The organism is Rhizobium sp. ARZ01 (assembly GCF_014851675.1).
Taxonomy (GTDB): domain Bacteria; phylum Pseudomonadota; class Alphaproteobacteria; order Rhizobiales; family Rhizobiaceae; genus Mycoplana.
The window spans coordinates 106,294-132,519 of the sequence record NZ_JACVAE010000003.1 but is presented as its reverse complement, the minus strand read 5'-3'; the positions used below and the strand labels follow the sequence as shown (position 1 = coordinate 132,519).

At 62.0% G+C, this 26,226-nt stretch carries 26 protein-coding genes, 1 tRNA gene and 1 pseudogene; 3 read left to right on the top strand and 25 right to left on the bottom strand.

What is annotated here, in order from left to right:
* Positions 1-41 precede the first annotated feature (41 nt).
* The 11 genes from IB238_RS18085 to obgE all read right to left on the bottom strand — a co-directional run bounded on the left by IB238_RS18085 (position 42) and on the right by obgE (position 10,570).
* Positions 42-512, bottom strand: coding sequence for a hypothetical protein (locus IB238_RS18085; RefSeq protein WP_192250102.1), 471 nt, complete (start codon positions 510-512; stop codon positions 42-44).
* Between the two features lie 142 nt (positions 513-654).
* A complete protein-coding gene (locus IB238_RS18080) occupies positions 655-1,182 on the bottom strand; it encodes an RNA pyrophosphohydrolase (protein ID WP_192250100.1) in 528 nt (175 codons plus the stop codon).
* Positions 1,183-1,204: 22 nt separating this feature from the next.
* Positions 1,205-2,410 carry a divergent polysaccharide deacetylase family protein gene (locus IB238_RS18075; protein ID WP_192250098.1) on the bottom strand — a complete coding sequence of 402 codons (1,206 nt, stop codon included), beginning with the start codon at positions 2,408-2,410 and terminating at the stop codon, positions 1,205-1,207.
* Between the two features lie 72 nt (positions 2,411-2,482).
* On the bottom strand, positions 2,483-3,805 hold the full coding sequence (locus IB238_RS18070) for a S41 family peptidase (protein WP_192250095.1): 1,323 nt from the start codon (positions 3,803-3,805) through the stop codon (positions 2,483-2,485).
* Positions 3,795-5,240, bottom strand: a complete 1,446-nt coding sequence (locus IB238_RS18065; protein WP_192250092.1) for a murein hydrolase activator EnvC — start codon at positions 5,238-5,240, stop codon at positions 3,795-3,797. Before IB238_RS18065 ends, IB238_RS18070 begins: the two co-directional genes overlap by 11 nt.
* Positions 5,241-5,353: 113 nt before the next feature.
* Entirely contained in the window at positions 5,354-5,836 is a 483-nt protein-coding gene (rlmH, locus tag IB238_RS18060; protein ID WP_192250089.1) for a 23S rRNA (pseudouridine(1915)-N(3))-methyltransferase RlmH, read from the bottom strand.
* 102 nt (positions 5,837-5,938) lie between these two features.
* Positions 5,939-6,352: a ribosome silencing factor gene (gene rsfS / locus IB238_RS18055; RefSeq protein ID WP_192251289.1), complete on the bottom strand. Its 414-nt coding sequence runs from the start codon at positions 6,350-6,352 to the stop codon at positions 5,939-5,941.
* Positions 6,353-6,455: 103 nt separating this feature from the next.
* Entirely contained in the window at positions 6,456-7,085 is a 630-nt protein-coding gene (locus IB238_RS18050; RefSeq protein ID WP_192251278.1) for a nicotinate-nucleotide adenylyltransferase, read from the bottom strand.
* A 15-nt stretch (positions 7,086-7,100) separates the two neighbouring features.
* Positions 7,101-8,384 carry a glutamate-5-semialdehyde dehydrogenase gene (locus IB238_RS18045; RefSeq protein ID WP_192250086.1) on the bottom strand — a complete coding sequence of 428 codons (1,284 nt, stop codon included), beginning with the start codon at positions 8,382-8,384 and terminating at the stop codon, positions 7,101-7,103.
* Complete coding sequence (gene proB, locus IB238_RS18040) at positions 8,377-9,555, bottom strand: glutamate 5-kinase (protein WP_192250083.1); 1,179 nt, start codon at positions 9,553-9,555, stop codon at positions 8,377-8,379. The genes IB238_RS18045 and proB overlap by 8 nt, the downstream gene beginning before the upstream one ends.
* Position 9,556: 1 nt before the next feature.
* Positions 9,557-10,570, bottom strand: a complete 1,014-nt coding sequence (obgE, locus tag IB238_RS18035) for a GTPase ObgE (protein ID WP_192250080.1) — start codon at positions 10,568-10,570, stop codon at positions 9,557-9,559.
* A gap of 86 nt (positions 10,571-10,656) precedes the next feature.
* Here obgE and IB238_RS18030 point away from each other — a divergent pair, with 86 nt between their 5' ends.
* Positions 10,657-11,517, top strand: coding sequence for an endonuclease/exonuclease/phosphatase family protein (locus IB238_RS18030; RefSeq protein WP_192250077.1), 861 nt, complete (start codon positions 10,657-10,659; stop codon positions 11,515-11,517).
* 41 nt (positions 11,518-11,558) lie between these two features.
* On the opposite strand, the gene IB238_RS18025 is transcribed toward IB238_RS18030, so the two are convergent.
* From IB238_RS18025 to rplU, 4 genes are all read right to left on the bottom strand, one after another.
* A complete protein-coding gene (locus IB238_RS18025; protein ID WP_192250074.1) occupies positions 11,559-12,149 on the bottom strand; it encodes a GNAT family N-acetyltransferase in 591 nt (196 codons plus the stop codon).
* Positions 12,146-12,778 (bottom strand): GNAT family protein, encoded by a 633-nt coding sequence (locus tag IB238_RS18020; RefSeq protein WP_192250071.1) that lies wholly within the window; start codon positions 12,776-12,778, stop codon positions 12,146-12,148. Before IB238_RS18020 ends, IB238_RS18025 begins: the two co-directional genes overlap by 4 nt.
* Before the next feature lie 126 nt (positions 12,779-12,904).
* Entirely contained in the window at positions 12,905-13,174 is a 270-nt protein-coding gene (rpmA, locus tag IB238_RS18015; RefSeq protein WP_192250068.1) for a 50S ribosomal protein L27, read from the bottom strand.
* A 27-nt stretch (positions 13,175-13,201) separates the two neighbouring features.
* Positions 13,202-13,576: a 50S ribosomal protein L21 gene (rplU, locus tag IB238_RS18010; RefSeq protein WP_192251276.1), complete on the bottom strand. Its 375-nt coding sequence runs from the start codon at positions 13,574-13,576 to the stop codon at positions 13,202-13,204.
* A 325-nt stretch (positions 13,577-13,901) separates the two neighbouring features.
* Between rplU and IB238_RS18005 the strand changes: the two genes are divergently transcribed.
* A tRNA-Ser gene (locus tag IB238_RS18005) sits at positions 13,902-13,991 on the top strand.
* A gap of 250 nt (positions 13,992-14,241) precedes the next feature.
* A complete protein-coding gene (locus tag IB238_RS18000) occupies positions 14,242-14,916 on the top strand; it encodes a hypothetical protein (RefSeq protein ID WP_192251274.1) in 675 nt (224 codons plus the stop codon).
* Between the two features lie 62 nt (positions 14,917-14,978).
* Here IB238_RS18000 and IB238_RS17995 read toward each other — a convergent pair whose 3' ends face one another.
* From IB238_RS17995 to IB238_RS17955, 10 genes and pseudogenes are all read right to left on the bottom strand, one after another.
* Positions 14,979-16,220 carry a cyclopropane-fatty-acyl-phospholipid synthase family protein gene (locus IB238_RS17995; protein ID WP_192250065.1) on the bottom strand — a complete coding sequence of 414 codons (1,242 nt, stop codon included), beginning with the start codon at positions 16,218-16,220 and terminating at the stop codon, positions 14,979-14,981.
* Between the two features lie 152 nt (positions 16,221-16,372).
* Positions 16,373-16,574: pseudogene (locus tag IB238_RS24635) on the bottom strand (flotillin family protein); the annotation flags it as partial.
* Between the two features lie 2 nt (positions 16,575-16,576).
* Entirely contained in the window at positions 16,577-16,921 is a 345-nt protein-coding gene (locus tag IB238_RS17990) for a LuxR C-terminal-related transcriptional regulator (protein ID WP_192250062.1), read from the bottom strand.
* A gap of 65 nt (positions 16,922-16,986) precedes the next feature.
* On the bottom strand, positions 16,987-18,138 hold the full coding sequence (locus IB238_RS17985) for a hypothetical protein (protein WP_192250059.1): 1,152 nt from the start codon (positions 18,136-18,138) through the stop codon (positions 16,987-16,989).
* Between the two features lie 21 nt (positions 18,139-18,159).
* Entirely contained in the window at positions 18,160-19,917 is a 1,758-nt protein-coding gene (locus tag IB238_RS17980; protein WP_192250056.1) for a hypothetical protein, read from the bottom strand.
* 5 nt (positions 19,918-19,922) lie between these two features.
* Entirely contained in the window at positions 19,923-21,248 is a 1,326-nt protein-coding gene (locus tag IB238_RS17975) for a hypothetical protein (protein ID WP_192250053.1), read from the bottom strand.
* Positions 21,249-21,566: 318 nt separating this feature from the next.
* Positions 21,567-22,457: a hypothetical protein gene (locus IB238_RS17970; protein ID WP_192250050.1), complete on the bottom strand. Its 891-nt coding sequence runs from the start codon at positions 22,455-22,457 to the stop codon at positions 21,567-21,569.
* A 501-nt stretch (positions 22,458-22,958) separates the two neighbouring features.
* Positions 22,959-24,617, bottom strand: a complete 1,659-nt coding sequence (locus tag IB238_RS17965) for an FMN-binding glutamate synthase family protein (RefSeq protein WP_192250047.1) — start codon at positions 24,615-24,617, stop codon at positions 22,959-22,961.
* A gap of 150 nt (positions 24,618-24,767) precedes the next feature.
* On the bottom strand, positions 24,768-24,974 hold the full coding sequence (locus IB238_RS17960; protein ID WP_192250045.1) for a hypothetical protein: 207 nt from the start codon (positions 24,972-24,974) through the stop codon (positions 24,768-24,770).
* Between the two features lie 213 nt (positions 24,975-25,187).
* Positions 25,188-25,730 carry an NUDIX hydrolase gene (locus IB238_RS17955; protein WP_246723719.1) on the bottom strand — a complete coding sequence of 181 codons (543 nt, stop codon included), beginning with the start codon at positions 25,728-25,730 and terminating at the stop codon, positions 25,188-25,190.
* Between the last annotated feature and the right edge of the window lie 496 nt (positions 25,731-26,226).

Below are 26,226 nucleotides of genomic sequence, written 5' to 3'. Positions count from 1 at the left end.
ACGAGAGATCTGGCTTCGCCAAACCCTGGAAACATGCCGCGTCAGGCGACCGGTGGCTCCCAGTTGAGGTAGAAACCGATATCGCCGGGAACACCGCCCGGGAAGTTGATCACCATTGCCTTCAGCCGGTAGCCCTGAGGCTGCGCCACTTCCTTGAAGCGGTCAAACAACTCCTTTGCCTTGCCCTGAAGGGTTTGCGGCCAGTCCGGATCGGCGTTGTTGATTGCCCGTCCGCTATCCGTGCAGAAATCGGAAGGAAACGTGTAGACCAGGGCCTCCATTTTCCCTTCCTTGACCGCGCGGGCCACAACATTGCGGATCATCGCCCGCTCCTGTTCGCCGACATGTTTGTGGAAAAATTCGTCGGTGAACTTCGCCAGCTCTTCGTTCTTGCGATCCCGCAGTTTGTCTTCTTTCTCCATCTCTGCGAGTTGTGTTTCGAGAATTTGCTTGCGCAGCGCTTCGGCGCTGAGAACAGCGTCATTCGGATTCGACTTGTCGTTACCGGTCATGTCGCACCTCCAACGGTCCGAGGGATTTTGGATCGTCCCTTCAGCGGGTTGAAGTAATATACGAGAGATACGTCAGTATGCTACGCGCGCCTGGTCCGCGAAGTCGTTCGCGCTTTGCCGCATACCCTATCCGGATCCGATGTCAGGGCGCGAGATGGGCGAAGGTCGCAACGACCTCCTCATAGACCTTGCGCTTGAACGGAACGATCAACTCGGGCAATGCCTGCATCGGCTTCCATTCCCAGGCGTCGAACTCCGGCTCATGGCCGCCGGGCGGCGGGTTGATCGCAATCTCGCTTTCCTCGCCTTCAAAGCGGAAGGCGTACCAGCGCTGCGTCTGGCCGCGGTATTTTCCCTTCAGGCCGATGCCGATCAAATGTGGCGGGAGGTCATAATTGATCCAGCGACCAGCATCGGCAATGAGCCGGGCCGAACGGATGCCAGTCTCCTCGTAGAGCTCGCGCGACGCGGCCGCCAGTGGATCCTCGCCACGGTCGATGCCGCCTTGCGGCATCTGCCAAAGCTGCGGCGAGCCGTCATACTCAGAATTTCCGATCGCAATGCGCCGCCCCGCCCAGACGAGGCCATCCCGGTTCAGCACCATGATGCCGACGCATGGTCGGTAGGGCAGATCCTCGGGCCGCAGGGGTTTCTTCGCTTCTTTGCTCATCGGTATTCCTATTGCTTCGGGCCTATTGCTTCGGGCCCTGGTCGGCAAGGGCGGCTACGCCGACGATCTCGATGCCGCGCTGCGCAGCTTCCTGGCTCCAGTCCGCGATCGACTGCACGCTTTCGTCAAAGGCAGAGGCAACACCGATCGCAGTGCCATTGCGGCGGGCGACGCGTTCGAGCTCATCCAGCTTGCGCAGGATCGCATCGCGCGAAAGCGTCGAGTCGAGCTGCAGATCGGCGAAGACGTGCGGCATCTCCAGCGCGCCTGCGATGGTTCCCGACACCGACTGCGCCGACGAACCGTCGTCGAGGAAGAGGAGACCGCGATCGGCAATATCGCGCATGACGGGCTCCAGCGCATCCGCGCTCGACAGGAACCGGCCGCCCATGAAATTCATGATGCCCGTGTAGTTGGTAATCTGCCCCATCGCGTGATGCAGATCGTCCAGGTTCTTCTTCGCACTGGCATCGGTCCGCAGCGTACGGGGACCGGGATCGTTTTCCGGGTCATCAAAGGGCTCAAGCGGCACCTGCAGCAGGATCTCGTGGCCGTCGCGGCGAGCCTCCTGCATCCAGCGCGGCAGGCTATTGCCGCTCGACGCAAACGCAAGCGTCACCTCGCCGGGCAAATCGCGGATTGCCCGCTGCGTGCCGGTCTGGCTCAGACCGAGACCACCCACCACGATCGCAATCCGGGTACCGCGCGCACCTGACCACGGCCGTGCATACTGTTCGACCGGGCGGAGACCATCCGGGCCGACGACGGGCAGTTTGCCGTAAGCAGTGTCTTCGACCAGATCTTCGTTCGGAATGGCCGCGAAGCGGGGATCCTGGCCCACCCGGCTGCCATCGAATATCAGCGGCCCGCCATCGCCCCGATCCTTGGGCGTGAACTTTCGCACGACGCTGCCGTCGGCCGTCCGGGTCTCCTCGATGTTTGCACCAGACTGTCCCCTTTGGCGGCGCACACCGCTCGATGCTTCCGACCCTTCCGCATTTGCGGACGTCCCATCGGCCCCGGCCTCTCCAGTCGGCTGCGCTACAACGATCGGCGGGGGTCCCTTAAGGAGACCACTGGGTGCCAATGCTGTCCACAGCGACAGCCCAAGGACACCGACGACGGCAAGAGTGGCGGCAACGCGGGTGGCGGAAAAGCGAGGCGGACCTGCGCGGCCGGACGCAGCCTTCCGATTCTGGCCGAGCGGTGCGTTGAGATCCGTTCCCAAGAGACAGGTCCGTCCTGAGCGTGAAAGGAGCGTACCCGGATCACGCGTGTCGCGGTGATCCGGGCCGTCACATTAGTTTTTCAGCTCGGCCTTTTCCGGACTGGCAGGGAAGGAAGGGTCGGTCTTTTCGCCGCGCAACAGCTGAAGCGCATACTGCAGCTGGAGGTCGTCCTTGGCTTCCGGCGGCACATAGGCAGAGGAGCCCGAACCTTCTTCGCTCTCGCTCTGGCCCTTAATATGGCCGCGCAGGTTGGACTCGCCTGCGGCTTCGACCTTGCCTTGAAGCTCCGGCGGCAGCGGCTGGTCGACCTTGATGTCCGGCGAGATGCCGGTTCCCTGGATCGACTTGCCGGACGGCGTGTAATAGAGCGCCGTCGTCAGGCGGAGCGCGCCGGCTTCGCCGAGCGGGATGATCGTCTGGACGGAACCCTTGCCGAACGAGCGGGTGCCGACCACGGTGGCGCGGCGAAGATCCTGCAAAGCACCGGCCACGATTTCCGAAGCGGAAGCCGAGCCACCGTTGATCAGGACGATGACGGGCTTGCCATCGGTCAGGTCGCCCGGCGAAGCGTTGAAGCGGCGGGTCTCGTCCTCATTCCGACCGCGAGTGGAAACCACTTCGCCGCGCTCCAGGAAGGCGTCGGAGACGTTGATCGCCTGATCGAGCAGGCCGCCCGGATTGAGGCGCAGGTCGAGGACAAAGCCCTTCAGCTTGTCGGCCGGCACGTCCGCCTTGATCTTCTCGATGCCCTTTTCGAGATCGTCGAAGGTTTTCTCGGTGAACGAAATGACGCGCAGATAGCCGACATCGCCCTCGGCGCGATACTTCACGGCCTTCACCGCGATGATGTCGCGCATGATCGTCAGTTCGATCGGCTTGTCGGCTCCCTTGCGCAGGATCGTCAGCTTGATCGGCGTGTTGACCTTGCCGCGCATCTTGTCGACGGCTTCCTCGAGCTTCAGGCCACGAACGTCCTGGCCGTCGATCTTCGAGATCAGGTCGCCCGCGAGAACGCCCGCGCGTGACGCCGGCGTGTCATCGATCGGGGCGATGACCTTGACGAGTTCCTCGTCCATCGTCACTTCGATGCCGAGACCGCCGAACTCGCCGCGCGTCTGCGTGCGCATCTCTTCGGCATCCTTGGAATTCATGTAGGAGGAGTGCGGATCGAGCGAGGACAGCATGCCGTTGATGGCGTTCTCGATCAGTTGGTCTTCCTTCGGCGGCGTCACGTACTGCGCACGCACGCGCTCGAACACGTCGCCGAAGATGGACAGCTCGCGATAGGTCGACGCGCCCGCCGCCTCGGCCGGCATCGTCACCGAATAGATTGCGCTCATGGCCGTCGCACCCATCAGTGCTCCGACGAGAACAAGGGAAGCCCTACGAATCATTGCTTGCCTTTCCAGAGACAGTAGCGGACCACCAGGGTCGGGAATCAACCGGTTTGCCGTTTTTTCGAAATTCAATGTAAAGCGTCGGCTTGTCCGTTTCCAGCGCCAATGCATTTACACTTGCCACTCTTTTCTCACCCATCACGGCGAGCGGCTCGCCCGCCACGACGAACTGACCTTCCCTGACGTTCACCCGATCCATCCCTGAGAGAACCAGGTGATAGTCGTCGCCGGCATTAAGGATGATCATGCGCCCGTAGCTTCTGAACGTCCCCGCAAAGACAACCCAGCCGTCGGCTGGTGCGGTCACGAGTGCGCCCGGGTTCGTCGCAAGTATCAGCCCCTGAGACGAGTGGCCGGTACCATCCGCCTCGCCGAACTGCCGCAACGGATCCCCCGCGACCGGGTATTCGAGGCGTTTCGTCAGTTCCGAAAACGCATATGCCGGAGCAATGCGGTTTTTGTCAGGCGAGCCGGAGAGGGCGGCCTCTCGCGCACGCTGGCGTTCCGCCTCGCTTTGCTTCGCGCGCTCGGCTTCCTGCACGCGCGCCAGAGCTGCCGCCTCGCGCACGGAACTGATCTCGCGCTCCATGCTGCCGATAAGGCTTTCGAGACTGGTCGATCGGCCGGCAAGTTCCTCCGCCCGCCGCTGCTCGGCTTCGAGCGTGCGAGTGTTTTCCGCCGCCAGCGCCTCGTTCTCTCTGATCAGCAATTCAGAGCGCCTTTCCTCTTCCAGTCGGCTTGCCATGGCGCTGGCGAGGTCGGTCTTCTCCTTGTCGATGTCCATCCGGATCGCCGCCAATTGCTGCAGATCGGCAACCAACCGCTCCGTCTCCGCCCGAATGCCGGGCACAACCGCACCCAGCACGATCGCGCTTCGGACCGACGCGAGCGCGTCATCCGGGGTGACGAGGATTGCCGGCGGTGGATTGCGGCCCATGCGCTGGAGTGCCGCAAGCACCTCGGCCAGAAGGCCCCGGCGCTCGTGCAGTGAACTGCGGGCAGCATCCTCATCGGCTCGCATGGCGGCAAGCCGCTTCTCGCCCGCAAGAATCTTCGCTTCCATGTCCTTGCGGGCCTTCGCCGACTGGACGATGGCCTCGCGCAGCGACGCGCGATCCTTCTCCAGCTTGCCGATGCCGGCCTCCAGCTCGCGGGTCTTTTCCTCTGAAAGAGTAATGGTCTTCGAGAGCGCTTCGAGTTCGCGCCGCGTGCTGTCGCGTCGAAGTGCGATCGCGGCGGCAGGATCCGCCTCGACGGTCACCTGCCTGCCGACCTTTCCAGTCGCAGCAGGAGGCGTGGAAGGCTCGGCCAAGAGCGGCACGGGCGGCAGGACCAGCCAAAAGCCGAGCGCGATTGCAACGGCCGAGCGCGACCATTCCGGACGCCGAGCCGCGATGCGCTTGCCGTTTTTAGATATTGCGGACGTGGTCATGATCCCGCGCGTTGTCGTTCCAATGTCGGTCTAAGCCGATTTGCGGATTTCGCCAAGGAACAACACTCAAATTGCGGCTGATGTCTGATCAGATCGAGCGAATGCTACGACCCTCAAGCGCGGTGATAGGGGTGACCGGACAGGATGGTCGTGGCGCGATAGAGCTGTTCGGCAATCAGGATGCGGACGAGCTGGTGCGGCCAGGTCATCTTGCCAAGGCACAGCGTTGCGTCTGCGCGCGCGTGTAGGGCAGGATCGAGGCCATCGGCGCCGCCGATCGCGACCATCAGATCCCGTTTGCCGGAATCACGCCACCGGCCGATCAAACCGGCGAAGTCTTCTGAACCCAGCGCCTTTCCGCGCTCGTCGAGCAAGATCAACACCGCATCGGCCGGGAGCGCCTTTTCGAGCAGCGCCGCCTCCTCGCGCTTGCGCGTTTCCGGGTTCGATGCCCGGCTCTCGGCAACCTCGACAAGCTTGCCGAACTCCAGACCGATCGGCGGGCCGGACTTGGCAAAGCGGTCGAAATAGCGCGCGGCGAGATCTCTCTCAGGACCGGCTTTTAGCCGTCCGACCGCAAAAAGTCCGATCCGCATCTATCCGGTTCCTCCGTCGCACGCAGCGGCAACGCTTACCCAAGCGGGTGCAGGTTCAAACATGGCCGCATGCGACGCCCGAATCCCGGACCGTGCGACGATCTAGTGCAACGTACCGTCTTCCAGGTCCGGAGCTGCCCACATCCTCTCGATGTTGTAGAACTCGCGGATTTCGGGTCGGAACACGTGGACGATGATGTCGCCCGTATCAATCAGCACCCAGTCACCGGTCTCCAGTCCCTCCACGCGGGCGGAACCAAAGCCTTCGTCCTTGAGGTCGGTGAGCAGATGATCGCAAATCGCTCCGACATGACGGTTCGACCGTCCGGACACGACCACCATGTAGTCGCCCAGCGCGGATTTCCCGACAATGTCGATCGTGACGATATCTTCAGCCTTCGAGTCCTCGAGGCTTGCGAGGACCACTTGAAGAGCGCGGTCGGCGGCATCGTCGCCGCGTCCTGCGCTTTTGGGAAGAGCGCTGCTGGCGCTTCCCTTCGCGTGCACTGTTGTCAGAGTGTTTCCTTTCCTTTGAACAGGCCTAGCACGGTTGTGATTCGTGCCACATGCGACGAACCACCACTAGATTTAGGCACCAAAGCCTGTCGGTTTCAAGACATCACTTCTCTTTAGCTCTTTTCTCCAGTTCCGCGCGATGTCTGAGGGCGCTGGAACTGAGCGGCGAACGGGGGCCGTGGATGAATGTCCAAGCCGGTGACTTGCGGAAAGCCAGCGCTCCGGCATCCTCCTCGTCGATGCGAGCGTGGTCGAAGGTTCGCGCCATTTTCGACGACAGATAGGCGAGCGTCGATCCCGGCCGATCGATGACCGCGATGGGGAAGGTACGGGCAATCGTCTGCCAGCTCTGCCAGCGATGGAAGCCCTGCAGATTGTCCGCACCCATGATCCAGACGAAGTGCACGCCGGGGTTGCGCGCCTTGACGATCTCAAGCGTTCTCGCCGTATAGCTCTGGCCGATCGTCTTCTCGAAGGCCGTCACCTTGATCCGCGGGTCAGGCGTGATCGCTTCGGACTGCCGCAAGCGCTGTTCGAGGGGCGCCAGATGACGATGATCCTTCAACGGATTGCCCGGCGTTACCATCCACCAGAGCTGGTCGAGACGCAGGCGACGCAGCGAGATGTCGGCCACGAGCACATGGCCCTCGTGCGGCGGGTTGAAGGAGCCGCCGAAAAGACCGACGACCATCCCCCGCTCGACATGCGGCATCCGCAGGTATCGCGCTTCGATCGTCTCGGGCTGCACCTAGGGCCGCACCTGTCCGGTGCCGCGCACCCGGTATTTGAACGAAGTCAGTTGCTCGACGCCGACGGGCCCGCGCGCATGCATCTTGCCGGTCGCAATGCCGATCTCCCCACCCATGCCGAATTCGCCGCCATCGGCAAACTGCGTCGAGGCATTGTGGAGGAGGATGGCGGAATCGATCTCGGCGAAAAAGCGGGCCGCCACGGACTGATCCTGCGCGATCACCGCCTCCGTATGCGCCGAGGACCACCGGTTGATGTGTGCAATGGCGCCTTCGACACCGTCGACCAGCGCCACCGAGATGATGGCGTCCAGATATTCGGTCGACCAGTCCTTCTCGGCCGCAGCTTCGAGACCGGGAACGAGCGCACGGATTTCGTTCGTCGCGCGAACCTCGCAGCCGGCATCCTTGAGCGCGGCAAGCAGAGGCGCCAGGTGCGTTCCGGCCGCGGCCCGATCGATCAGCAGCGTCTCGGCCGCACCGCAGATGCCGGTGCGGCGCATCTTGGAATTGACGACGACGCTGCGCGCCATGTCGAGATCGGCGGAACGGTCGACATAGACGTGGCAGAGGCCGTCGAGATGGGCGAAGACGGGGACGCGCGCCTCGTTCTGCACACGGGCAACGAGGCTTTTGCCTCCACGCGGGACGATGACGTCGATCGAGCCGTCCAGCCCGGAGAGCATCGCGCCGACAGCCGCGCGGTCTGCGACCGGCACCATCTGGATCGCGTGCTCCGGCAGTCCGGCTTCCTTCAGGCCGCGCACCAGGCAGGCATGGATCGCCCGCGAGGAATTGAGGCTGTCGGAGCCACCGCGCAGGATGACCGCATTGCCGGCCTTCAGGCAGAGGGCGCCGGCATCGGCCGTCACGTTCGGGCGGCTCTCGTAGATCACGCCGATCACCCCGAGCGGGGTGCGCACACGCTCGATGTGCAGGCCGTTCGGCCGGTCCCACTCGGCAATCACGTCGCCGACCGGATCTTTGAAGGCGGCGATGTCGCGGATGCCGGCGGCAATCGCGTCGATCCGCTCCGGCGTCAGCGTCAGACGGTCGATGAAGGAGCCGGCGAGCCCGCTTTCGCGCGCATGCGCAAGATCGATTGCATTGGCGGCAAGGATCTGATCGCGATCAGCGAGGATCGCCTTTGCCATCGCCTCAAGCGCGGCATTCTTCGCCGCCGTCGATGCGACGGCGAGCGGCCGGCTGGCGGCGCGCGCATTGCGACCGATCCCGGTCATCAACTCGGTCACGTCGGCCGTCGTCTGCGCCTGTTCAAGCATGGGCGGCATCCTTTTCCTCTTCGGCAGGGGCGCTATCGGTTCTTCCCGCACCCGTCATGACGAGGTCGTCGCGATGCACCATCGCCGCCCGTCCCGCATAGCCAAGGATCCCGGCAATCTCGCCTGATTTCTTGCCCGCGATCTGGCGCGCCTCGTCGGCATCGTAGCTTGCCAGCCCCCGGGCAATCTCGCGTCCGGCAGTGCCGACGATTGCAATCGTATCGCCGCGGGAGAACGCACCCGAGACGGCGCGCACACCGGCGGGAAGCAGGCTCTTACCCGAGCGCAGCGCGGTCTCGGCACCGGCATCGATCGCAAGCGTGCCGGCCGGCTGCAACTGCCCGGCAATCCAGGTCTTGCGCGCGGTCACCGGCGAGCCGGAGGGCGCAAACCATGAGGAGCGCGCGCCGGCGTCGATCGCCCACAGCGGATGGTCGGTCTTGCCCGACGCGATGATCATCGCGCAGCCGGCGCCGGTGGCGATTTTGCCGGCATCGATCTTGGTGCGCATGCCGCCACGCGACAACTCCGATGCGGCCCCACCGGCCATGGCCTCGATTTCGGGCGTGATTTCCGCAATCGTTTCAAGGAAGCGTGCGGCGGGATCCAGATGCGGCGGGGCGGTATAGAGCCCGTCGATATCCGATAGCAGCACGAGAAGATCGGCGCCGGCCATCGTTGCAACACGAGCCGCGAGCCGATCGTTGTCGCCGTAGCGGATTTCGGTCGTTGCGACCGTGTCATTTTCGTTGATGATCGGCACCGAGCCGAGCTTCAGGAGCTGGTTCAGCGTGGCGCGCGCATTCAGGTAGCGGCGGCGCTCTTCGGTGTCACCGAGCGTGAGCAGGACCTGACCGGCGACAATGCCGTCCGTCGAAAGGCTTTCCGACCAGGCGCGGGCGAGCGCGATCTGACCGACGGCCGCCGCCGCCTGGCTCTCCTCCAGCTTCAGCGCGCCCTTAGGCAGGTTGAGAACGGTTCGCCCGAGAGCGATCGCGCCCGAGGAGACGACAAGCACCTCTGTACCACTCTTGCGGAGCGCGGCGATATCGGCGCAGATCGCATCGAGCCAGCCCTTCTTCAGCCCACTGGCGCGATCGACGAGCAGGGCGGAACCGATCTTGATGACGATGCGCCGATGCTTCGAAAGCGACTTGTGGGTCCCGGACATCTCAAGCCTCGTCCTGTTCTTCCGTGCCAAAGCGAACGATCTCGTCGCGAAGTGCGCGCAGGGCCTGCAGCATGCCGACGTTGGTGATCGCCGATAGAAGCAACGGCTTTTGCCCGCACGCCTTTTCCAGTTCCTTCGCCTTCTTCTTCAGTTCTTCCTCGTCGAGCACGTCGATCTGCGACAGCGCCACGATCTCCGGCTTGTCGGTCAGCCCACCGCCATAGGCCTCCAGCTCATGCTTGACGGTCTTGTAGGCCTTGCCAACCTCTTCTTCCTGCGCCGAGACGAGGTGCAGCAACACACGCGTCCGCTCCACGTGGCCAAGGAAGCGATCGCCAAGGCCAGTGCCCTCGTGCGCGCCCTCGATCAGGCCGGGGATGTCGGCAAGGATGAACTCCCGTCCGTCGACCGTGGCAACACCGAGGTTCGGATGCAGCGTCGTGAAGGGATAGTTCGCTATCTTCGGCCGCGCCCGCGTGCAGGTCGCGAGGAACGTGGACTTGCCGGCATTCGGCAGACCGACGAGCCCTGCATCGGCGATCAGCTTCAACCGCAGCCAGATCGTCTTCTCATCGCCCTCGAGACCGGGATTGGCCCAGTTCGGCGCCTGGTTCGTCGACGATTTGAAGTGGGCGTTGCCGAAGCCGCCGTTGCCGCCGGCCGCAAGCCGAAAGCGCTGTCCTTCTTCGGTCAGATCAATGATCAACGTCTCGTTGTCTTCCTCGAAAATCTGCGTTCCGACCGGCACTTTCAGCGTCACCGAGGCGCCGTTCGCACCGGTGCGATTGCGCCCCATGCCATGAATGCCGGTCGCGCCCTTGAAGTGCTGCTGATAGCGGAAATCGATCAGCGTATTCAGGCCGTTGACCGCCTCGACCCAGACATCGCCGCCGCGGCCGCCGTCGCCGCCGTCTGGGCCGCCGAATTCGATGAATTTCTCGCGGCGGAACGAGACAGCCCCTGCACCGCCGTCGCCGGAGCGGATATAGACTTTTGCTTCGTCGAGAAACTTCATCGGTTCGCCGTTCTTGGTTTTCTACTGCCTGATCGTCAATTTGCCGCCATCGATATAGCCGGTTCCAGCGGAGGTCAAAGACTATCGTGAAATTCGTCACCTACAACATCCAGTATGGTATCGGCCTCGATGGCCGACTGGACCTGGCCCGCATCGCTTCCGAAATCGAGAGCGCCGATGTGATCGCGCTCCAGGAAGTGACCCGTGGTTTCCACCGCAACGGCAACATCGACATGGTCGCCGAACTTCAGGCGCGTCTGCCGGCGCACTTCTGCGTGTACTGGCCCGCATGCGACGTCGATGCCGGCTCGGCGATCGAGGACGGCCGCGCCGTCAGTCGCCGTTTCCAGTTCGGCAATATGGTGTTGTCGCGCGATCCGATCCTCGCCTCACGCCTCATCTCGCTGCCGCGCAGCCGCACGATCGACAGGCTGAACCTGCAGCGCGGCGCGACGGAAGCCGTCATCGATGCGCCCGGCGGCCCGCTTCGCGTCTATTCCGTCCATCTGGATCACATCTACCGCGGCGAGCGGATCGAGCAGATCCGCTATCTGAAGGAACGCATCCAGGCCTACGCGCTCGACGGCGGGGCGATTTCCGGCGCCGGCGAATTCGGCCTGCGCGAACCGCCTTTTCCGGACGACTACGTGCTGATGGGCGACTTCAACATGGTTCCCGAATCGCCGGAGTACTGTGCCGTGGCCGGCGAGATCGACGGCTATTACGGCCGCCAGATCCGCGCCACAAATCCGCTCGACGTTCTGGCGGGCCTCGGCAAGCGCAGCCCGGAGAGCTACAGCTGGATCGATCCCAAGGACCACAGTCACCGGATGTTCCTCGACTATTGCTTCGTCAGTCATGGCCTCGTCGGGCGCCTCAAGGAGGCCTGGGTGGACGAGACGGCAACCGGCTCCGACCATCTGCCGGTCTGGTTCGAGCTCATGTGAGAGATCGCCGATGGCAGGGCCCCCGCCATCGGCCGACACGGCTACCGGCGCAGCGGAGCCGGGTGAAAATCGCCGGCAAGGAGCCGCGTCTCGACATGCGGAACCATCGCGTTGCGCGCGACCGAATAGACCTCGCTCAACCCCGTGACACGAAATCCGATCTTTTCCTGCACCTTCAGGGAGGCCCGGTTGTCGGTGAAGACGCCGGAATGGATCTCCACCCCGGGCATCCGCATGAGAAAGCGCGCGACGGCACCGTGAACCGCCTCACTCATGTAGCCCCGCCCCCAGAAGAAGCGGTTCAGCCAGTAGCCGAGATGCCACTGGCCCGCGCGCCATTCGAAGGAAACGACGCCGATGTGCACGTCGTCTCCGGTCGTGACGGCGAAAGCCCAATTCGGAAGAAGTCCGCTCGTGACGCTTGACAGCCACTCCACGGCATCCTGCCGGTCGAACGGCGCGGGCACCGGCGCCAGCATGCGCGAGACGCGGAAGTCGCCGAGTGACTGAGCGATCGCGTCCACGTCGGAGATCCGATGCGGACGCAGGGTCAGCCGCTCGGTCGCAATGACCGGGCAGGGGCCGGGATCGTGATGAACGGCCAATTGCCGTTCCTGACGCAGGGCGCTCATCCGATGTTTCCCCAGCTCTTCAGTGAGACCCAGGTCTTGCGGTCGAGCCGGTACCACTCGACCGGAACCATGCCGCCGACGGCAAGGCTCTGGATCATGCCGGTGGCCTGGAACTGGAAGCCGCACTTCTGGATGACCCTCCGCGAGGCGATGTTCATGACGCGGCAACGCGCATCGATCTGCTCGACCTCGCGGGTGCGGAAGACCATGTCCGTCAGGCTCTGCGCCGCTTCGGTTGCGTAGCCCTGGTTCCAGTATGGTTCACCCAGCCAGTAGCCGAGCTCCACCGTCCTGCCGTCCTCCTGCGGCTCGATCCCGCAGCAGCCAAGGAACGCGCCATTGTCCGCCTTGGTAATCGCGTAGACGCACTTGCCAATCGCGCCGGCTTTTGTGCGTCGCACGAAGTCGGCCGCGTCCGCGATCGTGTAAGGATGCGGCATGCGGGCGACCATGTTGGCGATGTTGGCGTTGTTGGCAAGATGGGCAAGGGCGTCGATGTCGTCTTCATGCGGGGCGCGCAGGACCAGCCTGTGCGACAGCAATATGGGACAATCGGTCCTCGACCGTTCTGGCCTTGGCCGTTCTTCGGGAGACCTTGATTGGTCTTCCCGCAACATTTCGCTGATCATGGTTCAATCCTCCAGATGAACAAAGGGGAGATGGATTGCCCCATCTCCCCTTTTGTTTCTGCAGGTTTGACACCTGTAGCATCAGCCAGGTCGATGAGACGCCGGCTGTTTTAGAGCGCTACCGGCTTATTCCGCTGCTTCGGCTTTCGGCATTACAGACACGTACACGCGGCCATTGGCCTTCGTACGGAAGTTCACGTTGCCTGCCGTAAGCGCAAAAATCGTGTGGTCCTTGCCGAGGCCGACATTGGCGCCCGGATGCCACTTCGTACCGCGCTGACGCACGATGATGTTGCCTGCGAGGACGACTTCGCCGCCGAACTTCTTCACGCCGAGGCGCTTGGACTCGGAATCGCGACCGTTACGCGAGGAACCGCCAGCTTTTTTGTGTGCCATTGGAGTTCTCCTTTACCTGTCCTGGTCTTAGTTCGCTGCTGCTTCGGCAGCGGCTTCAGTCTTCTTGGAAGACTTCTTTGCCTTGCCGCCGGCTGCCGCGATCTCAACGATCCGGACAGTCGTCTGGTGCTGGCGATGGCCGCGCGAACGCTTGGAGTTCTGGCGGCGACGCTTCTTGAAGGCGATGACCTTCTTGGCGCGGCCCTGTTCGACGACTTCGGCGGTAACGACCGCGCCTTCGACGAAGGGAGCACCGATCGACGCGTCGGCACCTTCGCCGACCATCAGCACTTCGGTGAATTCAATCTTGTCGCCAGCGACGCCCGTGAGCTTTTCAACCGTCACGACATCGTTGGCTGCCACGCGGTACTGCTTACCGCCGGTCTTGATGACTGCGAACATTTCTTGTCCTTTCATGTTCGTTCCGGCTCTTCGCCCCAGGGGCGCGGCCGTCTTTTTATCAGTCGGGTTTGACGAACAGTTTGTTGTCCGCCGGTGAAGGAAGGCTCTTTGAGGTGCCCGTAAGCGGCATACATAAAGCCGACCCACGCAGAAACGGCATTTGCCCTTTGCCACGCACGTGCGGCAATAGGCGAGCTTCCGGAAGCTGTCAAGAATGTTTCGGCCGAACGGATGGAATTAGTTCATTTTGCCCTTCGCTGCCTCTTGCAAGGCCGAAGGACACCCGCTATGTAGCCCACCGCGCCACTGGGCGCCAACCGTATGCGGAGAGGTGGCAGAGCGGTTGAATGCACCGCACTCGAAATGCGGCATACCTGCAAGGGTATCGGGGGTTCGAATCCCCCCCTCTCCGCCAGTCTTTTCATCACTTTCAATGACGTATTATCCGCCAGGAGGCGGCTAACATTGGCTATGGCAGTGCATTGAAGCGTGCCTGCATTGGCGAACCACGACCACGGCATAAGCGCGACGGTCTTCCTTTGGGTCGAGCCAATATCCTTCCATCAGATACTCTGGTGTTTTCAGCACCGCGCCCATGCTACGAGGCGCCTACAACACAACAACAACAACAACAACAACAACAACAACAACAACGAGATACGCCGATGCTTCCCTGGATTCAACTTGATCGCTCGACCATTCCCGGCGATGGGGGTGAGTTGCGCCTGAAGCAGCGCGGTAGCGAATTTTCCATCATGCTCGGCTCAACGGAGCTGATGAACAGCAGGCTGAGCGGTTCTGAAGAGGCACTGGCGACGCTGTGCTGTGAGCGGATTGCAGGGCGTAAATACGCCAGCATCCTGATCGGCGGCCTCGGCATGGGCTTTACACTGCGGGCCGCCCTGGGCGGACTGCCAGACGATGCCCGTGTCACGGTCGCGGAGCTCGTCCCGGCCGTGGTTGATTGGGCGCGCGGACCGATGTCAGATCTCCACGAGGGCACGCTCGACGATCCACGTGTCGATATCAAGATAGGTGATGTCGGCGCGCTGATCCGGTCGCAGAAAACGGCTTACGATGCCATTTTGCTCGATGTCGACAATGGTCCCGATGGGCTGACGCGCGCCTCCAACGACAGCCTCTATGACCACAGCGGTCTTCGTGCCGCCAAAGTTGCCCTGCGCGCGAACGGCGTGCTTGCGGTCTGGTCATCCGCGCCGGATAGTGCTTTTACACGTCGATTGCGGGAGGTGGGCTTTGCCACCGACGAGGTGAATGTGCGTGCCAATGGGAAACGCGGTGGCGCCCGCCATGTCTTGTGGATGGCAACCAAACGGTAGCATTTGGTTGTACGCGATCCGCCACCTGCGACGGAGCGCTGGGCAAAGCCCAAAATGTCGGCTCACACAGACAGGCTGAGCGTTTTCTCCTGTTCGATATAGTCACGCTGCTTGTCGGTGATGTAGTCGCGAACAATTGGGGCGGCGTCACGAGAGCGCGACAGCTGCATATGGAAAACGAGCTGGCTGCCGGTGCGGAACATCATCTCCGCGCTGATCAGGTAGAATTCCCACATGCGGGCAAAGCGCTCGTCGTAAAGCGCGATCACCTTGTCGCGGTTCGCCTCGAAGCGGTTGGTCCAGTGGGCTAGCGTCGTGGCGTAGTGAACACGCAGGAATTCCAGATCCGTCACCCAGAGGCTGTTTCGCTCGACAACCTCGAACACTTCGGAAAGGGCTGGCGAGTAGGCTCCGGGAAAAATATACTTCCGCAGCCACGGGCTTGCCATGCCCGGCGGGCTCATATGTCCGATCGAATGCAACAGCGCCAGGCCGTCATCCGGCATCAACGCATTCAGCTTCTTGAAGAATTCATCATAGTGATGAACGCCGACATGCTCGAACATGCCGACGGACACAATACGGCCGAAGGATCCCTCGACGTCCCGATAGTCCTTCAGCTCGAAACGGACGCGCTCGGCAAGCCCGGCTTTCTCGGCCCGCTGCGAGGCGAGCGCCTGCTGTTCTTTGGACAGCGTCACGCCGAGAACTTCCACATTCTCCAATGCCGCAAGATAAAGCGCGAGGTCGCCCCAGCCGCAGCCGATATCGAGCACCTTCATTCCAGGTTTTAGTCCGAGCTTGCTAGCAAGAAGCCGCAGCTTGTTGCGTTGTGCCTGCTCGAGGGTTTCGCCTTGCTCCCTGAAATAGGCGCAGGAATACAGCATGTTCTCGTCGAGAAACAGCTTATAGAATTCGTTGCCGAGGTCGTAGTGGTGGGCGACGTTCTGCTGCGCCTGTCCCTTGCGATTTGACTGCTGACGTTTGCGGAAGCGCATCTTAATAGCGCGCAGGACCTTCTGAATCGGATAGGAGCCGAGCGAAAGCCGATTGACCGAGAAGAGCGTTAGGAAATCCCGTAGAGTCGAGCCCTCCTCGAACCGCATCGTTCCATCCATGTAGGCTTCGCCGGCCGCAAGCTCAGCATTGAAAACCAATGTCCGGTAGAGTTTTCGATCAGTCAGCCTCATCGTCACCCGTGGACCGGGCGTGCCCTTGAAAACATGACGTTTTCCTTCTGCGTCGATGACGGTCAGACAACCCTTGCGTATGAAGGACTTCATCATGTGCGAAAGTGGAAACATGAGTGCCTCGAGTTGCTTTGTGGTAGAAATCCGGTGGCCCAACTCTCATCTGATCTGCGGAAGTTTGCAATCGGCCAGCTTCGCCCAAAATCAACTCTATCGGAACGCCCAGTCCCTGGCCCCGAATAGGCCAAGACTGGCCTGGGATTACGTCACTCCTGCTCAGGTGGCGCGGACTGCAGATTTGCAAGCAGCGAGGGCACGGCATTTTCGCCGTTCAACCGGCCTCATTCAGTAACGGATCCAGGATCGGCTTGTTTGCCGGTAGGCCAGCAACTGCCCGGAACGGCCTTCACCAAGACCAATGCCGCTCGTGGGGCCTTCGCCGCCCGCGCCGCGTCCCAGCATCGCGCCTCTCATCTCGATAATCCAGTGGACGTGCATTCTCCCCTGGAAATCATCGCGCGATAAAGTAAGCAGAGATCAATGCGGCGATCGATCTCCAGCTTGAGGAAGATGCGTCGCAGATGCGCCGAGACCGTCCAGTGACTGATGCCGAGGGCAAGGCCGATCTCCTTGTTCGCCATACCGTTCGCAACAAGGCGAGCGATCTCTTGTTCACGAGGGGACAGAAACGAAAGGCGGTCGCAGAAGCGAGAAGCAAGGTCCGGTGACAGATATGGGTTCCCTCGCGCCATCGGCGTGGCGGATGCAAACGATGTTCCCTGCTCAGGTACTGATGCCGATGATATCCGTGCCATACAGCCCTCCCAAATGCTTAAAGTGGCGCTAAAGTTCTTGCTGGACTTCTCCCGCCCCCTGCCTCTCAGGTGTAGTTGATATCACCGCGGCCGGACCTGCCGCGGCCGCGCGCTGGTTCGAACGTGACCACGTTCCCGGCACTCATCTGAGGTTTTTGCCGAAGTCCAACTGATTCCGCGCTCGTCAGCCAATCATCGCAAGCGTCGACGATCGCCTCGAGCAGAGACTCGAAGTCGATGCGCACTGTCGTCAGCAGATAATCTTCCGACAGCCAGCGCAGAATCTCGCGGCCGGTGACAGCCATGCGGCTACGCTGCGAGGTCACCGGAATTTCGCGCAGGTATCGCTTTGAAATCTCTTCGAGCACATCCCAGGCATTGTCGGCCCCGAAGAGATTGATGACATCATCGGAGCCGAGAATGTCGAACGCCTCCTGTAGGAGAACCATGACCTCGCTGCGCAGCACCGCGACATGGCCATAGGACACCTGCTTAAGGTTGTGCCTGAGATCGAGCCCGGAGCGCCGCACGACGGCCATACTACCGAAGGTCTCGCGAATGCCGTCCGGACGCAGAACTTCCGACACGCGCTTGTCCTCGAAGAACCGAGAGACATGCTGGCAGAAATTGCTGAGAAGAGCGTGGAATGCGATGTTCGGCTCGGCGCCGGAAGGTGGCGCAGCCTCGGTGTAACCGAAGACCTTGCGATAGGCCGAGCGCCGCTCCCGCTGCGTGTATCGCAGCACACGCTTGCGGTCATACTGGTAAAGGGCCAGGGCACCGCGACCGTCGGAAAGGCGGATTTCGCCCGACTGGAACAATTGCTGCAGCCTCAGAATGGCCCGGAACACGCCCGCGCGCTCGTGCTGGTAGATGTAATAGAGGTCGCCAACAGCCGTCAGCCGTTCGCGGCTGATTTGGTCGTCATAGGCAGGAACCAGCGAGGCTGGGCGAACCTCGTTCAGGGTGGACGCGACCTGGTCTCCGAGACCGATCATGCGGCCGAGGCCGCCGTCGTTGGTCGGTTGGCCGGGCGCGCCCTTGAGCGCATCAAAGATCGCCTCCTCGGCCTCCGTGATGTACTGGTTGATTAGCTCGGCTTGCGCGGGTGTTTTCGCCAGTTCGTCCCGCGCGTCGCGAACCATTTGCGACCGCAGACGCTGCAGCCGGCCAAGCAGATCGTTGAGACCACCCAAATTCGTCAGATCGGTTGCCATCTCGCGTCCTCCCAGGCCCTCTCAAGCACTTGCCGAAGCCATCGCATCGGCAGCTTGGAAAGCCTTGTCCAGCAGGTATTTCAGCTCGATCAACTGCCGCAATGGCCCGGGCAACAACCGGACCGAGAAGCGCAGGACATTGGCATCGGATACAAACAGACCGGCCGCCTCTTTGAGGGAAAGAAGCTCGCCACGGAGTATTTTCAGGTCTTCCGAGTACAGGTTGGCGGCGCTGTTTTCGGGGCGTGCAAACGGTTCGGCGACCGCACGCACCCAGCCAAGAAACTGTCCCAGGGACAGACCGACGGTCCCCGACGATCCTTCCTGAGCCGGAACGAACTGAAGGTCCTGTTCGATCGCGTCAGTACCGGTGCGTTCGAGCTGATCCTCGAGCGCGATGGCCGCACCGAGCGTCGCCGTCAGCGCCAGTTCAAGGCGAGCCGCATTGACGCCACGCTGGGCTCCCTCCTGAACCAAAAGGACCCTGCTGCCGATCGAGCAAAGAAGGCGGAAGATGGCCCGCAGTTCGGCGGTGACCTCCTCCTCCCGGACCGCCGAAACAGGCGGCGCCATGAGGTCGCTGTCGATCACACCGGCAAGTTCCCCAATGAGGTCGTGCGGGTTGTTGCTCTCGAAGCGGCTGGGCCAGTTCGCAACCGTATGGATCTCGCCGAGCTCCAGATATTCGAGGATGGTCCTGACCACCCGACGAAACTGAAAATTGGCCCTCGCCCGATTGATCCCGAGCGGATCACGCGCCGTCTCGACCAGGCTGTCGAGCTCATCCTTTATCCGCCGGCGCATCGCTGCGGGGTCGAAGAGCCCCCGAACCGTCTCGAAGCGGTTCATTGCCGGCAGCCGCGCGATCGTCGCAACCAACGCATCCGCATCCGAACGCAGCATGGTGGCACTGACGAGAGCATCGCCTCTCAGGAGTTGCGATGGCTCCGCCGTACTATGCGCCGGCACCGCATCGGTCCGGTAGTAGACGCGGAAACCATCGCGCTCCTTCCATGCAAAGTTGCGCATCAGGCCGTCGATCAGCCGGTTGCGCGCCACCTCGACCTTGTCTTCGTGACCGAACTGGACGCCGTCGTGCGGCAGGCTGAAAGCATCGAGAGTCGCCATCATCTGGTCGCTGACCGTCTCAAAGCGTCCGCTCGCCCGGCCGGTCTCCGTCGGTCGGGCGGAAACCGTCTGGAAGCTCGCCATCATCACGGCCAGGTCACGGATGGCTTCGGCAGCAGGTTGCTCGTTCGTCTCGCGCGACACCGGACGAGCCGAGCCGGTCAGGTCCGGCACGAGTTTGATGACAGTATCGAGGAGATCGCCAACCGCCTCCGACAACTCGGACAACACATTGTCCAGGTCATCGACCGCTTTATCCAGTTCACTTCCCGGCCCATGCCGCGATTTGGGATCTGCGATAAGTCTTTTCAGATCCCCTGTGATGTTGTCCTGGATTTCGGGTGTCGTGATATCGGAATGGACTGTACGGATCAGCGCCAGGACGCTCTGGAGAGCAGAGGCGGCACGCTCGTCTCCAATTGCAACCTGAGCATTTCGTGCATGATCGAGGGCTTCCGGCGTGCGGCGCGCCAGTTGGTCGAAGGATACCGAAAGGTCCTTCGGATCAAACGACGTCCTCACGGGCTCAATGAACGCATCAAGGTTGCCCAGGCACACACCCACCTTGTCCAAGGCCTCAGCAAACGTTCGCAAGGCGCCACGCGGCTCGTAAGTCTCGCCCTCGATTGTCTTCGTTTCGATCCCGGCCATTGCGGTCACCTCCCCAACGTCTTATAGAAGTTGCGATGGATGATCTCCGGTGCGACGTTCTTGCGGATCAGCGCAATGCGCGCTGCCGCGATCAAGAACCGTTCCGGAAGTATCCCTGTATCGGTCCCTGACTCGAGCCGCGTCGCGGCCTCCCGCACGAGCGTTGCGTGCGTCGGCTGAAAGCGTACCACGTCCGCGAGCGCTCGTCCTCCATATTCCTTGAAGGTCGTGAAGCACATCGCGTCGAGCGCCGCGTCTATCTGTTTCGGCAGCTTCGCGCGCACCCATCCCGGCACCAGCTTCCAGATGGAGGCGGGATAGAGCATGTCCCAGGCACGTCGGAATGCCTGTGCGTCCTCGCCAAAGCCGATGCGTTCCAGCAGGCGGATGTTGAGCGGTACCCTGATGATCGGCGTCGGATGTACAGCTTCGTCGGAGTAGGCCGCGGTCTGCTGGCGGGAGCGTCCGACAACGTCCATGAGCGAGCCGACATAGGCCGGCCCGATCAGCAGCACGCCCGCGAGGTCCGCATAGGCCTCCTTGTGCCATCGCGCCCAAACCTCCGCGTTTTGCTCCGGCAGCTTGTGTTGCTGGAACGCGAGCTTGATGCGATAGGGCATGACCTCCCAGAGCTCAAGATCGTTCTGCAGATTGTGCGCGACCTCATGCGGCACTGCTCCCAGCGACCAGGGGTTGACCAGCCGGTGAAAAGGGACCTTGACCAGCGGAAACGGGTTTTGCCGTTGGCCGAGTTTGGACAACTTGACACCGCGCCGGAATGTCGCCGGGCCGAAACCCGCCTCCATGTAGGCAAAGGGAACCGGAGAGGGAATCGAGCGCGGCTTGCCGAGGCCGAGATAGACGGCCTGATAGCAATCGAGCGCAATCCGGTCGATCCCGCGAAGCCAATGCCGGAATGGCCCGGTACGCTGGCCGAACAGATTGAGATAGAACTCCCAGATCTTTTCCGTCTCGCTGGCTAGCGCCTGGTTGCGCTCCTTCAGTTGGAGCAGAAGGGCGCGGCCGGCATCGCCCGCTTTCGAGATATTGCCGGCGACCGCCGCAAGCCGAGCATCCTCGACCATCTGCCGCTTGCGGGCTTCCTCGATGAGGTGGTTGACGGCTTGAATGTGCGCACAGCTCGGCGATTCAGGACCGGAGCCGAACTCGTCCTCCCGGAATGCCCTCAGACCCGTAACGAACCGCCGGGCATTGACCGCCGTCCGTGTGGCGAAGAAAGGCAGTGCATTGCCGGCCGCGGTCGCTCCCAGGCAGGGCTGGCTCTTCGATCTTGCCGCTTCCGGTATTGCCGCCACGATATTCATAGCCATACCTCTGGGTCGAGACTTCGTTGAAACGGCTCTTGCGGCAAAGCTGGCAGCGATGATGGCAAGCTTTGCAAAGGCCGGATGCGCCGTGGCCGGTATACGCGTCCGGCAGACGCCGCAGCAGGAGAGGATTCGCGCACCTTTCAGCGGCCACGACGAGCTTTCTCACGAGCTCGGAGCGTATCCCAGGTGCGCTGGCCAGGCGACCTGGATGACCCCGGCCAGGCCGTGCCGCCTGTTCACCGCGTCGACTGCAAAGGCCGGAGGCGCATGGCTCGTTGCGTACATCGTCGTTCTCGCCAGCCTTTGCGGCTCCGGAGTTCAGTAGAAGCGTTCGGCCCGGGCAACCGCGCGGCGATCGATCTGCCGCTTCTTTGCGGCATTGCCTGCAAGCGCCTTCGCGATGGTGTTCGGGTTGGTCAGCGTGCGGTTTGCTTGCTTGGCCATGACGCGAAGGGCCGTTCGCGGCGTCACGGGTTTTCCCGTTTGCGCCTTGCGGGTGAGTGTCGCAATGGTTCGACGTTGGATCGTCGGTAGTGTCCGGATCAGTGTTCGGGCCCGCGGATCGTTCGTGGCGGCCAGTCGCCGAGCCACGTCCGCACTTGCCTTTGCCAGAACAGGCGTCACGGTCTTGACGGCGAGTGGCGCCCGGCTGGAGATCGTTATTGTGATCGCTGAACCCAGTGCGAGTGCATCGCTGACGGGAGCTTTCGACGCAGCGACAGCCATTGCCTCGGACAGTTGGTCATCGATTGCCGGAACGCGGATCATCGCATTCATCTCCTCCTCCGTCTCGATCTCGTTGTCAGCTTCCAGTGAGCGCACCACGGAACCGAGCTTGCCGCCGATGGCTGCGCCGGCTGGTCCGCCGAGCGCCCCGCCGATCATGGTTCCGATCTGCGGGGCGAACTTCTTGGCAATTGGCGCGACGACCTTGGCCGCCTTCTTCGCCGCCTTCCACACAGCGCCCAGAAACTGGTCGCCATCTGCCTCCATGGCATATTCTTCCTCGAAATCATGTCCGTCGGCTGAGAACTCTTCGAAGCTTTCGACGTCGAAGAAGTTACCTTCGGTTACGCCGATATCTTCCTGGTCAAAGGCTTCGAAGTCGCTGAGGGCGTCACCGGCCTCGGCGCTGAGGAAGCCTCCCTCATAGCTATCAGCCTCGAGGAATTCACCAAGACCGTCGATCGAGCCCACACCCTGTGCCATTTCAACCTCCTTCGAATGTGGGCCGCTGCGACCCGAAAAGAGACGGAGGAAAGTGATACTCCCTTTGCGGGAGTGGCGTTAGAGACAAGCATTCAGTAGCCAACTTGAGGTAGTGCAAAATCGACGGAGCACACCAACCCACGCGAGCATTTGTTTGCGCGGGACATTCTAGCCCATGCTGCAACCGAGACGCAGCTTTGTGTCCCACAATCGCGTCTAAATCGTGCCGTGCAGGATGTCCTGAAGGCGCTCTGCTAATGCGCAGCCCTCCGTCAAATTGCTATAAGAACGTTGCTGCACGTCAGCCGCCTGTCGATCCGCTGAAGCGACTTTGCCTTGAAGGGCAGAACACGGCATGTCCTTGCGCCGTGTCTAGGGTGTGCGCAAGGTTTTGCGGCATTGTAGTGTAGAGGCTTCGATGTAGCCCACTGCAATGCGCTCGGCTCATGAGAGCGTTGCCCTCAGTTGCAGGGGATGTACGTTCGCCCATCGCTGGGAACCTCACGCGGCCTTGCGCTTTCGAAACGGCCCATGCGGGATTTCGGGCGGCGCGAAGCTGTCAGCGCCGGCGCGGTCCCAACGATCGTACCAGTCGGCCAGTTCGGGGACTTCATTGCCGGACACGAGGAACCCTTGGGGCAGATAGGGGTAGGCTTCGTTGCCGTCGAGGAACTCGTTGTCCTTCTGCCGGAACATGAAATGGTATGGCATGAAGTCGCTGGGATTGCTCAGGCCGGCGGCACCCGCGATCTCGCCCAACGCCCGCATGGTGTTGCGATGGAAGCGGGCAACACGGTCACTCTTGTCGCCGAGGTCGATCGCGCGCTGGCGCACGGGGTCCTGAGTGGCGATCCCCACCGGACACTTGTTGGTGTGACAGGACTGCGCCTGGATGCAGCCGATGGCGAACATGAAACCACGCGCCGCATTGCACCAGTCCGCGCCAAGCGCCAGCGTGCGGGCGATGTCGAAGGCGGACACGATCTTTCCGGCAGCACCGATCTTGACCTGATCGCGAATACCCGCGCCGCGCAGCGTGTTGTGAACGAAGGTGAGGCCTTCGAGCATCGGCATGCCGACTCGGTTGGCGAATTCGACCGGGGCAGCGCCCGTGCCGCCTTCCGCGCCGTCGACGACGATAAAATCGGGAACGATGCCTGTCTTGAGCATGGCCTTGACCATGCTCATGAATTCCCGGCGGTGCCCGATGCACAGCTTGAAACCGACCGGCTTGCCGCCCGAAAGCTCTCGCAGCTGACCGACGAACTGCATCAGGCCGATCGGCGTGGAGAACGTGCTGTGCGCGGCGGGCGACGTGCAGTCGATTCCCATTGGAATGCCGCGCGCCTCGGCGATCTCGGGGGAAATCTTCGAGGCTGGCAACATGCCGCCATGACCCGGTTTCGCACCCTGGCTTAGCTTGATCTCGATCATCTTGACCTGGGGATCGGCAGAAAGCTCAGCGAATTTTTCCGGAGAAAACTTCCCGTCCTCATCGCGGCAGCCGAAGTAGCCGGATGCGACCTGATAGATCAGATCGCCACCGCCTTGCCGGTGGTAGCGGCTGATGCTGCCTTCACCGGTATCATGGGCGAAACCACCCTTTTTTGCCCCGGTATTCAGCGCAAGGATGGCATTGGCCGAGAGCGAGCCGAAGCTCATGGCCGAGATATTGTAGAGGCTGGCGTCGTAGGGTTGCTTGCAGGCCGGACCGCCGACGCGCACCCGGAAGTCCGTATCGGCGATGGTGACCGGTATCGCCGAATGGGTAAGCCAGGCATATCCGGAGCCGTAGACATTCTCGATGGTGCCGAAGGGCCGCTTGTCTTCCACGCCCTTGGCGCGCTGGTAGACGAGGCCGCGATCCTGTCGGTTGAATGGAACGGCGTCGTTATCGCTTTCAATGATGTACTGGCGAATCTCCGGCCGGATGCTTTCCAAGAGGAAGCGCAGGTGCCCGACGACCGGATAGTTGCGCAGGATCGCGTGCTTGTGCTGGCGCAGATCGTGAATGCCGAGAAGGAACAATGCACCGCAGATCGCAGCGGCGATGAACAGCCAGCCGCTATACAGCAAGCCACCGCCAAGCGACGCGAGCGCGGCCGTCCCGACGCCGATGAACACTGCATAACGCTGATTGGAAACGAGAGCCTTTACCATGATGTCTGGTCCGAAAAATCGCTGGTATCGAGGGAAATTCACGTGCAAGGCACGACGGCGAACGACACGACCGCTCCCTATAAACATCGTTTGTAACCGAAATGCTTATGGGATGGTGAAACACTGTTCGTTCGCCGCCGTCTCAGGTCCTTAGAAGCTGACGCCTTCCAGTTTCCCGATCAGCGTGTTGCGGTCTTCGATGGACTTCAGCCGTACCGTCAGGGCCGTGCTCTTGACCGGCACCTGGGGTGGCAGGGACACGGCGACGCCCGGCATGTTCTGTTCCGCCCATTGCTTGAAGCGGGGCAGCTTGTTTGGGCCGCTGATGGGGAAACTATGGGTGTATCTGAAGCTCATTGCTGGCTCTTTCTGGAAATGGGCAACGGGCCGATGCATGGCCGGCGTTGCTCTGCAGATATCAATATCGGTTCGGAGCAATATCCTGACGCCACTCTTGCCGTCGCAGTTAGTGGCGCCAGGCAATCAGCGTTCGACGCTGACCCTGCGAATGGGGATGGGAGAGATCCGCCGGCGGCGGCGTGCGAAACCTGTCAGAAACATCGGCGCCTCTCAGCTCCCAACATTGTGCTGTTGGTTGAGCTGCAGCCTCCGCCTACCAGACCGGCTGGATGGCTCCAGCCGCTCCGGCGCGGCATCGAGTACCCTCACAAACTCGGCGAGCTCGACATCGTCGAGCTTGTCTGCTGCGGCGCCTAAGGAAAACCACCGCCGCTGCCTTTGCCCCTTCTCGCGCCAATGGCTCAACGTGCCCCGCACGTTCATGCCAAACACCGCAACACGGCAGGGGACCTCCGAGCCGTCGTCCAGGGCTTTCATGTATCGATATGTGGTCACCGGTTCAGGCGAGATGTCACCGATGACGCCCGCCTCCTCGAAGGCTTCCCGCGATGCTGCGACGAGGGGCGGGTATCCCTTCAACGGCCAACCCTTGGGCACGATCCATCGACCTCGCCTGCGCGACGTGATGAGCAATATCTTCGGCTCGCCATCACGCCGGATGCGCCAGGGAAGAACCCCGACCTGCTGCAATTCGTCCATGCCCATGCCGCCGGATCTGGCGTCGCGATCGCTGGTTCTCGTCGTTGGATTCATTGTCCGGCTCCTTCGCCGAACCGCGAAGAAACCGGCGGATGCACGGCTCGCTCGCGAACAACGCCGGAAGCGCGACGGGCGGCAATGGCGTGGACTGGCGTCTTGCACCAGGGGCAGCGGATGGCTGCGCCCGGAAGGTGACGGTTACAGGTGACGCAGATCAGGCGGGACCGAAATAACGACATGGATACGCTCCATCAGTGCGCCGTATAGACGGCGCGAAATGAACCGCACTGTTCGAAAGCGTGGTTCCCGGAGCGGCGGGGTCTGTGGCGGCGTTACAGGTTCAAGGCTGCCAGCTCCGGGTAAGGGAGCGTGCTTGATCGATGAGCCTCGAAATCCTGACAAACGTATCCATATGCATGGACTGCACATGGCCGTTGAATGCGGCAATTTCAAGAGGCATTCTCGGTATCTGCTGACGTCGCAGACGCGATGCTGTTGTGGAACGACATCGAGCATCTTCAGGCCGTGGCTCTGCGTCCGAGATGCACGA

Bases quoted from the DNA above. Each gene is read 5' to 3' on its own strand.
- IB238_RS17965 (WP_192250047.1), bottom strand. From the start codon at position 24,617: ATGGTAAAGGCTCTCGTTTCCAATCAGCGTTATGCAGTGTTCATCGGC.
- rpmA (WP_192250068.1), bottom strand. From the start codon at position 13,174: ATGGCACACAAAAAAGCTGGCGGTTCCTCGCGTAACGGTCGCGATTCC.
- IB238_RS17995 (WP_192250065.1), bottom strand. From the start codon at position 16,220: ATGTTTCCACTTTCGCACATGATGAAGTCCTTCATACGCAAGGGTTGT.
- IB238_RS18020 (WP_192250071.1), bottom strand. From the start codon at position 12,778: ATGATCAGCGAAATGTTGCGGGAAGACCAATCAAGGTCTCCCGAAGAA.
- IB238_RS18070 (WP_192250095.1), bottom strand. From the start codon at position 3,805: ATGATTCGTAGGGCTTCCCTTGTTCTCGTCGGAGCACTGATGGGTGCG.
- IB238_RS17990 (WP_192250062.1), bottom strand. From the start codon at position 16,921: ATGGCACGGATATCATCGGCATCAGTACCTGAGCAGGGAACATCGTTT.
- IB238_RS17970 (WP_192250050.1), bottom strand. From the start codon at position 22,457: ATGGCACAGGGTGTGGGCTCGATCGACGGTCTTGGTGAATTCCTCGAG.
- obgE (WP_192250080.1), bottom strand. From the start codon at position 10,570: ATGAAGTTTCTCGACGAAGCAAAAGTCTATATCCGCTCCGGCGACGGC.
- proB (WP_192250083.1), bottom strand. From the start codon at position 9,555: ATGTCCGGGACCCACAAGTCGCTTTCGAAGCATCGGCGCATCGTCATC.
- IB238_RS18065 (WP_192250092.1), bottom strand. From the start codon at position 5,240: ATGACCACGTCCGCAATATCTAAAAACGGCAAGCGCATCGCGGCTCGG.
- rlmH (WP_192250089.1), bottom strand. From the start codon at position 5,836: ATGCGGATCGGACTTTTTGCGGTCGGACGGCTAAAAGCCGGTCCTGAG.
- IB238_RS18080 (WP_192250100.1), bottom strand. From the start codon at position 1,182: ATGAGCAAAGAAGCGAAGAAACCCCTGCGGCCCGAGGATCTGCCCTAC.
- IB238_RS17985 (WP_192250059.1), bottom strand. From the start codon at position 18,138: ATGGCAACCGATCTGACGAATTTGGGTGGTCTCAACGATCTGCTTGGC.
- IB238_RS17955 (WP_246723719.1), bottom strand. From the start codon at position 25,730: ATGAATCCAACGACGAGAACCAGCGATCGCGACGCCAGATCCGGCGGC.
- IB238_RS18085 (WP_192250102.1), bottom strand. From the start codon at position 512: ATGACCGGTAACGACAAGTCGAATCCGAATGACGCTGTTCTCAGCGCC.
- IB238_RS17980 (WP_192250056.1), bottom strand. From the start codon at position 19,917: ATGGCCGGGATCGAAACGAAGACAATCGAGGGCGAGACTTACGAGCCG.
- rplU (WP_192251276.1), bottom strand. From the start codon at position 13,576: ATGTTCGCAGTCATCAAGACCGGCGGTAAGCAGTACCGCGTGGCAGCC.
- IB238_RS17975 (WP_192250053.1), bottom strand. From the start codon at position 21,248: ATGGCTATGAATATCGTGGCGGCAATACCGGAAGCGGCAAGATCGAAG.
- IB238_RS18045 (WP_192250086.1), bottom strand. From the start codon at position 8,384: ATGCTTGAACAGGCGCAGACGACGGCCGACGTGACCGAGTTGATGACC.
- IB238_RS18000 (WP_192251274.1), top strand. From the start codon at position 14,242: ATGCTTCCCTGGATTCAACTTGATCGCTCGACCATTCCCGGCGATGGG.
- IB238_RS18025 (WP_192250074.1), bottom strand. From the start codon at position 12,149: ATGAGCGCCCTGCGTCAGGAACGGCAATTGGCCGTTCATCACGATCCC.
- IB238_RS17960 (WP_192250045.1), bottom strand. From the start codon at position 24,974: ATGAGCTTCAGATACACCCATAGTTTCCCCATCAGCGGCCCAAACAAG.